This window comes from Algoriphagus sp. (genome assembly GCF_024642405.1).
Lineage (GTDB): Bacteria > Bacteroidota > Bacteroidia > Cytophagales > Cyclobacteriaceae > Algoriphagus.
Genome location: NZ_JAHEBC010000131.1, coordinates 1 through 10,169, shown reverse-complemented (window position 1 = coordinate 10,169; position 10,169 = coordinate 1). Strand labels below are relative to the sequence as shown.

At 35.5% G+C, this 10,169-nt stretch carries 12 protein-coding genes and 1 pseudogene; 6 read left to right on the top strand and 7 right to left on the bottom strand.

The annotated features are described in order from the left end of the window. Positions 1-239 (bottom strand): annotated as a pseudogene (locus tag Q0L68_RS11295) (GNAT family N-acetyltransferase); the annotation flags it as partial. 368 nt (positions 240-607) lie between these two features. After that, complete coding sequence (locus tag Q0L68_RS11290; protein WP_296703015.1) at positions 608-1,861, bottom strand: aminotransferase class V-fold PLP-dependent enzyme; 1,254 nt, start codon at positions 1,859-1,861, stop codon at positions 608-610. A 234-nt stretch (positions 1,862-2,095) separates the two neighbouring features. Here Q0L68_RS11290 and Q0L68_RS11285 point away from each other — a divergent pair, with 234 nt between their 5' ends. Continuing rightward, the gene (locus Q0L68_RS11285; protein ID WP_296703013.1) at positions 2,096-2,803 is read left to right on the top strand and encodes a DsbA family oxidoreductase; all 708 of its coding nucleotides are present in this window, start codon (positions 2,096-2,098) and stop codon (positions 2,801-2,803) included. 11 nt (positions 2,804-2,814) lie between these two features. Here the strand turns inward: Q0L68_RS11285 and Q0L68_RS11280 are convergent, their stop codons facing one another. Together Q0L68_RS11280 and Q0L68_RS11275 are read right to left on the bottom strand one after the other, a co-directional pair. Continuing rightward, entirely contained in the window at positions 2,815-3,729 is a 915-nt protein-coding gene (locus tag Q0L68_RS11280) for an SMP-30/gluconolactonase/LRE family protein (protein ID WP_296703010.1), read from the bottom strand. A gap of 12 nt (positions 3,730-3,741) precedes the next feature. Beyond that, positions 3,742-4,635, bottom strand: a complete 894-nt coding sequence (locus Q0L68_RS11275) for a hypothetical protein (RefSeq protein WP_296703008.1) — start codon at positions 4,633-4,635, stop codon at positions 3,742-3,744. Positions 4,636-4,684: 49 nt separating this feature from the next. Between Q0L68_RS11275 and Q0L68_RS11270 the strand changes: the two genes are divergently transcribed. The 3 genes from Q0L68_RS11270 to Q0L68_RS11260 all read left to right on the top strand — a co-directional run bounded on the left by Q0L68_RS11270 (position 4,685) and on the right by Q0L68_RS11260 (position 6,551). Beyond that, positions 4,685-5,767, top strand: a complete 1,083-nt coding sequence (locus tag Q0L68_RS11270; RefSeq protein ID WP_296703005.1) for an oxygenase MpaB family protein — start codon at positions 4,685-4,687, stop codon at positions 5,765-5,767. 108 nt (positions 5,768-5,875) lie between these two features. Continuing rightward, the gene (locus tag Q0L68_RS11265; RefSeq protein WP_296703003.1) at positions 5,876-6,181 is read left to right on the top strand and encodes a DUF2752 domain-containing protein; all 306 of its coding nucleotides are present in this window, start codon (positions 5,876-5,878) and stop codon (positions 6,179-6,181) included. Next, the gene (locus Q0L68_RS11260; protein ID WP_296703000.1) at positions 6,174-6,551 is read left to right on the top strand and encodes a TM2 domain-containing protein; all 378 of its coding nucleotides are present in this window, start codon (positions 6,174-6,176) and stop codon (positions 6,549-6,551) included. The genes Q0L68_RS11265 and Q0L68_RS11260 overlap by 8 nt, the downstream gene beginning before the upstream one ends. 298 nt (positions 6,552-6,849) lie before the next feature. Here the strand turns inward: Q0L68_RS11260 and Q0L68_RS11255 are convergent, their stop codons facing one another. After that, entirely contained in the window at positions 6,850-7,359 is a 510-nt protein-coding gene (locus Q0L68_RS11255) for a CAP domain-containing protein (protein WP_296702998.1), read from the bottom strand. Positions 7,360-7,446: 87 nt separating this feature from the next. Next, positions 7,447-8,163: a hypothetical protein gene (locus Q0L68_RS11250; RefSeq protein WP_296702996.1), complete on the bottom strand. Its 717-nt coding sequence runs from the start codon at positions 8,161-8,163 to the stop codon at positions 7,447-7,449. Between the two features lie 48 nt (positions 8,164-8,211). On the opposite strand from Q0L68_RS11250, the gene Q0L68_RS11245 reads away from it, so the two are divergent. Next, complete coding sequence (locus Q0L68_RS11245) at positions 8,212-8,739, top strand: HEAT repeat domain-containing protein (protein ID WP_296702993.1); 528 nt, start codon at positions 8,212-8,214, stop codon at positions 8,737-8,739. Positions 8,740-8,790: 51 nt separating this feature from the next. Continuing rightward, positions 8,791-9,423: a hypothetical protein gene (locus tag Q0L68_RS11240; protein ID WP_296702990.1), complete on the top strand. Its 633-nt coding sequence runs from the start codon at positions 8,791-8,793 to the stop codon at positions 9,421-9,423. Here Q0L68_RS11240 and Q0L68_RS11235 read toward each other — a convergent pair. After that, the coding region (locus Q0L68_RS11235; RefSeq protein WP_296702989.1) for an ATP-dependent helicase C-terminal domain-containing protein at positions 9,420-10,169 on the bottom strand (750 nt) is incomplete at its 5' end. The genes Q0L68_RS11240 and Q0L68_RS11235 overlap by 4 nt on opposite strands.

The window sequence follows — 10,169 nt, the reverse complement described above, 5'->3', positions numbered from 1 at the left end:
GCAACGTATTTCCCATGACCCCAGGCTTCAATATAACAGAAGCCAGCCCAGGTTCCATCTTTGGTCAGTGCGATCACAGCTTTTCCCTCATCCATTTTCTTTTCAATGTATTCAGGACTTCTCTTTGCTATTCCAGTGCCTCGGGCTTTCGCAGAATTCTCCATCTCATCCGTAATGATGGATGCATATTTTTTATGGGAAGGCTCAGCCATTATGATTTGAAATGATATATTTTCCATGTTTGAATGCATGAAGGATTTTCCGAAAGTATTCGGAGTTTAAATAGAATTAATTAGGCGAGAATGTTTTCCACGTAGGAAAACGATGTATAACAATAAGGGTTAGACCCTAAAAAAGAACCTATACCTCCTCAAAGGAGCGAAAAATAACATAACAGGCTTCGCTAATGCTACATTCAAAGCAATATTAAAAGACGGCGCTATGTAAGAAATTGTGTTCATTCGTTTCGGGTAGCAAATTTGAATTCTTTGAAAGCTATTTGCAAGTAAATTCTCTATTATTTTTAACTTTCACTGCAATTATTCTGCCACGACCCAAGTCACGAACTTTAATTCCTCATTAATATTTAATTCCGAATAATGTTTTGTCAGGCGTTTCCCGACATTTCTTTTATTGCTTTTACAAATTGATCCATCTCTTTTTCAGAAGTGTAAACATTGGGAGAAATCCTGCAACCCTTGACACCAGCCCCATTGATTCCTACAGTATATATCTTGTATTTATCCATCAAAATCTTCGCCATATCTCCGGGATTCACAGCATCGAGGCCTACATTAGCTATTCCACAGGATCTTTGAGGTTCAATAGGCGTATTTACATTTACTCCGGGTAGATCCCTTACTTGATCAGACCAATATTTTTGAATATATCGTAGTCTTTCTTCCTTTCTTTTGTTTCCCATTTTTTGCTGAAAATCAATCGCATCAATAACTGCCAGATCAGTAGAAACAGCATGTGTGCCGGTGTGATTCAAATTTAATAGCGTTTTTTGATCCAATTCATAGGGAGCCAGTAATGGTCTTATTTGGTTACTTTTCCCTTTTTTCACATAAAGCATCCCGCATCCCAAAGGTACGCTTAGCCATTTATGTAGACTGGAACCATAATAATCACAATCCAATTCTGAAATATTAAAATCAAAATGTCCCACGGCATGAGCACCATCAAGCATGATTTCAACGCCATGGCTATGAGCCATATCTGCTATTTTTTTGACGGGCAAAATATGGCCGGTAATATTCACGATATGAGGTACCATCATCAATTTGGTCTTAGCAGTAATGGCATTTTCATAAGTAGCCACAATCTCTTCGTCATTCTCCGGATGCATCGGTATATCGATCTTTTTTACTTTAATCCCATACCTTCTTTCTGCCAATTCAAACATATTCAACAAGCTTCCATAATCCTGATTAGAAACGATTGCTTCATCTCCTTTTTTCCAGGGGTAGCCTGATATAATCAAATCAATGGATTCAGTAGTGTTTCTAGTCAATACCACTTCTTCGGGACTTGCACCGACAAGCTCAGCAACTTTTGCGGCGGATTTGGCTTTATTATCCCATTGAACCGTTCGCATGTAGCTGGAGGCATGATAATTTACATCCCGAAGATGTTGTATATATTTTTCTAAAGTTTCTTCCGGTAAAAAGCAATAATATCCATTTTCCAGATTGATATAATCTGGTTTTAATTTGTAAGAAGCCCTGATTTGATCCCAAATATCAGGAGAAGAAAAATCCATATCATTAATACTAATTGGACTGGCTTTAGTATTAATAATTGATCCTGTACTAAAGCCTAGTAATGCCAATGCCTTAATAAATGAGCGCTTATTCATAAGAAATACTTTAAATGAGTTATAAAATGTAAGAAATCAACCAGACAATTAATAGAAAAACTGCCATCCATACGATCCAAGGAGATCTTTTGGGGAATTCGAATTGACAAATGGGGCAGTGTTGCGCTTTTTCATCCACTAGCATGGCGCAGGATGGGCATTCTTTCGTTTTCAATGATTCTTTGAACTCTTTTAGGATAAATTCTATTTGAAGCATAAGTAAATTAAAAAGTTATGAAAATCGAAATATGGTCGGATGTAGTTTGTCCTTTTTGTTACATAGGAAAAAGAAAACTTGAAAAGGCCTTAGACAAATTCCCACATAAAGATCAAGTTGAAATAGAGTGGAAAAGCTTTCAGTTAAATCCAGATCTAAAATCTGATCCGAGCTTAAATTCTTTGGAATATCTATCTAAATCAAAAGGCTGGTCTATGGCCCAGACTTTACAAATCACTGAACAAGTAGTAGATATGGCAAAATCTGAAGGTTTGGATTTCCATATGGAAAAAACTGTGGTGGCAAATACAAAAAATGCCCACCGATTGATCCATTTAGCCAAAAAAACTGGAAAAGGAGAAGCAATGAAGGAAAGGCTTCTGAAGGCCTATTTTACAGATGGAAGTAATGTGGATGATTTTGATACTTTAGTGGGCTTAGGGACCGAAATAGGTCTTGAAGGTTCAGAAATCAAAGAAATGCTTAATTCGGAACAGTATTCTGAAGATGTAGAAAAGGATATTTATGAGTCAAGATTAATTGGAGTACAAGGAGTACCTTTCTTTGTTTTAGATAGGAAATACGGAATTTCAGGTGCCCAGCAAGATCAGGTTTTCGATCAAACCATTGAAAAAGCTTGGGATGAGTTTAAAAAAGAAAACCCCGCAATTGAAATAGTGCGAGGTAATTCTGAAGAATCTTGTGAAATTGGTGGGGACTGTTAGTCCCTATTTTTTTACCAAACGCCTCTTGTTTTCATTTCCAAAGTATAAACTGCATCCATTGCAGTGATAAACAAAGTTTTTCTATCCAATGCTCCAAATACAACGTTAGCTGTCCACTTGGCTGGAACTGGAATATGTGCAATTTGATCGCCATTCCTATTAAAGACAGTTACTCCATCACCGGTGAGATACAAATTTCCTTTAAAGTCAATGGTCATTCCATCAGAGCCTTTCTCACAGAATAGTGTTTTATTCGTCAAGTAACCATCTTCCCTGATATCATATTTATAGGTTTTGTTTGCGCCGATATCAGCAACATATAAAGTTTTTCCATCAGGACTTCCTACTATTCCATTTGGCTTTACCAAATCATCCGTAACTCTGAAAAATTCAGACCTGTCCTCGGAAACATAATAAACGTGTTGTCCGTCCTGCTCCATTTCTGGTTCTCGAATTCCTTCCCAATAATCTCTTTGGTATAGTGGGTCTGTAAAATATAAACCACCTTGTGGTCTCACCCAAAGGTCATTTGGTCCATTTAATTTATTTCCTTTAAACCCCGAAAGAATAACTTCTTCATTCCCATCCTGATCTATTGACCAAAGTTCATTCTTTTCGTCCGCACATGTTATTAAGGTATTATTCAACATAAAATACATCCCATTTGAGCGGCCTGTATTTTCCTTAAACAAAGTGATTTCACCTGACCCAGCTGACCACTTATAGATTTTATTGTTGGGCTGATCGGTAAAGAATATATCGCCCATTCGATTGATAGCAGGCCCTTCCGTGAAAGTGAAACCATCCTGGACTTTTACCAATTCAGCTTTTCTGGCCACAATACCTCCTCGATCTTCGATTTGTGCAAAGAGAGAATGAGAGGTAAATAATGCTGTCAGTAAAACAGCTTGTTTAAAAGGGTTCATAGAATTAATTGATTATTTTCTTTCCATAACTAATACCAAAACATCTAAGTCCTGGCTATAAGCCATTCTGGATATATTTTGATGAGTTTCGGGATTGATTGTTCCAACCAATTCCCAATTACTATCGGTATATTTTCTTTTATATATATTATTTCCACTTGCCATCAATAAGTAATTCTTATCAAGCCAAATAAAATCCTGCGAACCTTGAACACCAAAATAATGTTCAGCTCTTTCTCCAGATTCGATATCGTAGCTTTTTAGCATCAATGCTTTTTCTCCTCCAACATCCCGAAACTCATCTGCTGACAGGTAAGTAATTTCACTCGTCTTTGGCCTCTTTTTGATTGATCTCGCAACTGCAGAATCAATTTTAATGATATCATTTCTTCCTCTTGCGTAAACAAGATGATTTGGATCACCTAAAACAAACATCGCCGCTTTATTATCATACCAATCATAATATCCAACAGGTTCGATATCATCATAAAGTAGTTCTGCAGGTTCAAATGTAAGTGGATATAACCAAATTCTCTGTTTCTTATCAGGCTCGGAAACCACAGCAGAAATATACATTCCGCAATCCGTTATCATTGGTGAATTTTCATTCCTGTCAGAAGTTCTACTCATATTCGTAAACTTCTTTGAATTGAAATTATAAACTATAATATCAAAATTTTCATTTTCATCTGCAGCGGAAAAGACCATTTGATATTCATTAATAAAGCTGGGCTGATTATCATATTCTGGTCTATCAGTCAAAGGATATGCTGTCTCAGGAAGTATTTTGAAGTTTCCTCCTTTTCCAGAAGTTTCGACTACCCAGAGATCAAAACCTGTTTGAGCTAGGGTCGATTCAACAACCGTGCAACAACTTATTATCCAAAGTATGTAGAGAAATTTCATTTATTTCTAAAATTGATCAACCAAATTACAAAATGGAAGTTAAAATGCTGTGCGTAAACTGAAATTGTATACCAATGATCAATTAAATGATCTGAGAAAACAAATGGATCCATCTGCTGATCAAGCAGTTTTGGATTTAATTAAGAATCCAGAAATTATTTCTCAAATCAATCATTGGGAAAATATTCCTTCAGAAATTCCTATAGACTTCCCTGAAAGTGTCAAAACACTTTTGAAAGATTACAATATGATTCCATCCATTCAAGATCAAGGGATTCTAAAAAGAGGTCAAGGATTCTTCAATGAGCGGGGAGATATTTATTTGGCAATGCTAGGTTTTTACTCACTTCCTTATTGCTATGCATTTGCGGATGGGGCCGAAGTATTGGTTCGGTCAAAGAGAATCATGGAAGAATCGGGAAAGCGTCTGGGAGAAACTGCAAAATTTTTATTGGAAATATTTAAACCAGGTGCTTTCATAACTTCCAACAATGCTTTTCTCGTATGCGCAAAAATTCGATTGATTCATGCATTTAGCAGATACTTTATCGAACATTATGCAAAGGATTGGAAAGAAGAATATGGTAAACCAATCAACCAAGAAGATTTATTAGGAACAAATTTAGCTTTCAGTTTACTGGTATTAAGAGGAATGCGAAAAATTGGATTTAATATATCCAAAGATGATACAGAAGTTGTTTTAGCATACTGGAAATATGTTGGAAAATTAATGGGAATCCAGGAGGGTTTTTGGCCAGACACTTCAAAAGAAGCTTTTGAATTAGAAAAACTAATTCGAAAACGCCATATGAAAAACTCTTTAGCAGGTGAAAGGCTAATCCGATCGTTATTGAATTATTATGAAGAAAATCAAAGAGAAGAATTCTTAAAGGGGAAATCAGAATCCCTGGTAGCATTTATGATCGGAAAAGAAGCATCTAAAGCTTTGGGAATTAAATCGGAACTTCCTTTAACTTCAGAAATTATGGGAACCATTTTCAAATTTTTGGGATGGAAAAACTATGCTGGAAATAAATCCCATTCTAGGTTTAGTTATGAATTCGAACAAAGTTATTTTCAACAATTCGGTACAACAGCAAAAATTAATTTACCTGAACGAAAGCGTTCATAGACGGACACTTTTTTGTACGTTTACCAATCATTTATTTATAGAGACCTTCGAAATTAGGCCAATTAGGCTATTTTTAAGTAATGGCATCTTTTTCGTAATAGTAATGGCATGAAGGAAATAACACAACGTCTTCAAAGATTTCCAGTAGAGTTGATATTTTGGATAGGAAGTTTGGTGGCAATCCTACTTCTGGATCCAAATTCAGGGACACATTTTAGTCTCTGCCCATTGGATCAATTGGGATTTGACTGGTGCCCTGGTTGTGGATTGGGAAGATCAATGAATCTCTTGGCAAAAGGAGATTTTCAGGCATCCTGGTCTATGCATCCCTTGGCAATGCTGGCATTTGTTGTGATTTTCTCTAGAATTTGGCAACTAATTAAAAACCTTAAAACAACACACAATTATGGCTAATGTATTGAGACACCTTCCTGAACTGGAAGGAATGGAACTGGGATATATCCAGGGATTGATGAAAAACATGGATGAAGATCAAGCATCTCTTTTTGCTCAAGTATATCGTGCAAGAAGAAAAGACGCACAAATGATTCTGATCCTTACATTGTTAGGCTTCTTCGGCTTTGCAGGTTTACATCGATTCATCCTAGGACAAATTGGTCTGGGTATTCTTTACATCTTGACAGTTGGACTTTGTTTTATTGGTACGATCGTCGATTTGGTAAACTACAAAAGCTTGGCTTATGAGTACAATATCAAAGTCGCTCATGAAACCATCAATATGCTTTCCACTTCATTTGATATGGGACAGGATTCAAAAGCCTGATAATAAACTTAACCGCTAACCATAAGGCCTGGAGAAATTCAGGCCTTTTCTCTTTCCAATAAATCAAGATTATTAGGTTGTAATGTAATAGATAAATTCACCTATTGAAAAACCCATTTTGTAGAAAAAGGCTATTATTATCAAGAATAAGAAAATCACAACAAAAAGCTTTTTTCGTTTAGGATCCTTTTCACCCTTTATTGAAAAAAAAGCTGCTAAAGCAAGAATAAATATGTAATAATAATCCAACTTTCTAGTTTTATTATTTCTTTTAATTTCAAGTTAATTAAATTTCTAATTAGTAAGCGGGTTGACCATTATAATTACCCGGTGGATCATAATTACAGACTAAAATATATTTTCCATTTTCATTTGCTGCTACAGCACATCCAACTTTTTTAGAATTTCTCCATACGATTTGGGAATAGTGACCACATTTGATGAGTTCTAAGCATTTCTTGCTCGGTGAATCAAAATCAGTTTTTTCGCCTCCCCAGCCAGTTAATACTCTAATCTCGGGTGCATCTCCAGTAACATATCCTCCGGCAAGATTTTCTCCAGGTCCCGAATGCTCCAAAAACCAATCATCTCCTTGATTTTTCAATGCAAGTTTATCAGCCCAATTCTTAGCTTTTTCAGCTAATTCTACTGACCATTCTAAAGGGGATACCCCAACTTCTTCCCGAAGTGAATTATGAGCATCCAATACTTTTTTCTGGTCAAAAATGGAAGGAGATTCGTTCACTTGGGCTTTTAAGTAAAAACTCAAAAAACTACAAAAGGATAGGACAAGAGTTAAGCGTTTCATATTTATGTCTTTTTTAGAGTTGGAAAAGTATTTCATTAAGTTAAAAAGAAACCCCTTTATAAATGAAAAGCCTTGAAGAATAATTATTTACCAATCATCCTCTGATTCATTTCCTGATGGTGAATTAATTGATTCTTCAAAACTCCCAAGCTTACTTTTTCCTAAATCCGAAAGCAACAAATGAAATGATTCTAACTTTCTGTGTATTTGTAAAAGTGTTTCAAAATCCGGATGCTGCACATGAAATGGAATTGATAAAAGGTTTTCCTGTTTTTTATCGAAAGGCGGTGGGTTTGTTGCGCCAAAGAAAAATGGCCAGAGTGTCTTGCTACAGGAAATGCCCCAAGTATCAATTGGATAGTTTGCAGCATATTTTTTTAAACGATCATTAATTTCCTTAAAAAACATCTCTGATTCCCCCAATCTTACTCTTGAACCAGCCCTGGATTTACCTTTGGTTTTGAGATATTTTATTTGACTTTTTCCTTGTTTTTGGCGCACCATATAGGCTCTAATAACCTTATGATCAATCAGTTCTCCATTATGGAAATAGCCAGTGGCAGCAATCCCAGCCCGAATCATTACAAGTGCCAAATGATAATCTTCTTTCTTAAAAACCTTTCCCGATTCATCGATGGTCATACTCCAAGGCAGGGAAACTTTTACAAGCCATTCTTTGTCAGTAGAATACTCCAACTGATGAGACTCTGGTAAATAGCTTTGAGTCAAGCCCATCCCAATAGCTTTCAATTGGAGGGATTTAAAATTTTCAATGCTTATTTCCAGGAATTGGCCAGAGGACATGATTCGAATATCAATTCAGTTATCTTTGTGCAAATAAACTTAAATTTTATGCAGGAGGAAACCCAAAAACTTTTTGACAAAATCTGTGATCCAAATGAGAAAGAAGCATTCTATTTTGCGGAGAAACTTGGAAAAATTAATACTGAAGAGGTTAGAGATAAATTAATCGAATTGGTAAAAGGAGATAATTGGGAAGTAGCTTATTTAGCTTGCAGAGCATTATCCAAAACCAGCTTTAACAAAGAGTCACTGGAAGCAATATTTGAAGCGATTCGTGATAAAAAAAATCAAAAGCATCAAGGGGCTTTTGTTCAGATTTTAGAAGAGTTTGATTTAAGTGAAAGTTTTGTGGATATTTTTAGAGTTTATCTTTTTGGAAATTTCAAAGCTGAAACTCTGGCTAAAGAGTATTTGGATAGTGTGGAGTTTGAAATTACCCCACGAACTATTCGGAAAGCGGAAAAACATTGGAATCATTACCTTCACAATCCTGAAGATGAAGGAAGTTTGCAAGTAAAAAAACTTGAAGTTGAACCCATCCTTAATGAAATGCGAGAATTATTTTCAGAGGAGTAAAACAATAGCCTGATTATTGTGTTTTACAAATGCAATAAAAAGAAGTTTGTTATGCTTAAAATGAAGGCTATTAAATTGCACTCAAGATTTTTTAACGATCATGGATTTATATTGAATCCATCTCAAAACGTATTTGAAAAGGCTTTTCCAAATGGAAAACAAGTTATTTCAATTCAAATTATAGAATATTCGAATGAAAAATATATTGAATATCACCTTGGAGTTCGTATCAATGAAGTCGAGGAATTGATTGCCCGCTACCTGCCAACCACAAGTGCTTATGATGAACAATCGATTACATTAGCACAAACTCCGGACAAATTGGGGAGCACCTACTCAAAAAAAATCAAAATTTCTAAAGTTGAAGACTTATCAAAATTGTGTAAGTCAATTGAGACATTTTTTTTAGAAACAGGTTTTTATTGGTTAGATAAAATGATTGATCCAATCAAATTAGAGCAAGAATTCCTTCATCATAATGAAGTTCCTTTTGAAGATTATAGCTTAGTTGAAGTTGCATTTCGATCTACTGCATTGAGTAAAATATACAATCCAAGTGATTACCCTGAACTTCGAAAGGCTTTCTTGGAAAAAATTAATTCTCTGGAATTGACACCATTTATTATTGCTTCATTCTTACAATTCCTGAATTATTTGGATAAACTTAATTTGGAAGCTGCTTAAGGTTTCTTTTTAACACCCCGAACAGCTTCTGCCGCGATAGGATCTTCTGGCCATTCATGTTTGGGGTATCTTCTTTTCAATTCCTTTTTTACTTCAAAATACCCATTGCTCCAAAAACTCTTTAAATCTTGAGTTAATTGAACAGCTTTATATCCGGGTGATAACATCTCTATCAATAAGGATATTTTTCCATCATTTACGGTAGGAGTTTCTAACAATCCAAATAGCTCTTGTAGACGAACTGAAAGAAGAGGAGTATCTCCATTGTCTCTATATTCAATTTTGATTTTACTTCCGGACGGTACCGAAAAGGTTGGAGGAGCTAAACGGCTCAATTCCTGCTGCATGTCGTAATCTAAGCTCGAATTGAGTATTTCAAATAAATCTAACTTCTTAAAATCATCATTATGCTTAATATTATTCAAATATGGTTCAAGCCAAAATTCTGCGGTTTCGCATAAATACGAAATAGTCCAATTTTGCCAATTCTGGTCTGGATTCCATAGATGTAAAGATTGGACACGATTAATCAACTGTAACACGTCATCATTCCAATCCAATAAAAGTTCACCTTCCTCTTTTACTGCTTCCAGAATCGCTTTTTTTGCCAGACTGGGATCAAACTTAGCTAACGGCCTTTTTCCCAAAATAATTGCTCCGATTCTCACTTCCGTATGTGCAATCAAACCACCTTTTTTGCGATCCCATTCCAAGACTTCTTTACTCTTTAGCATGGGAGCAAGATC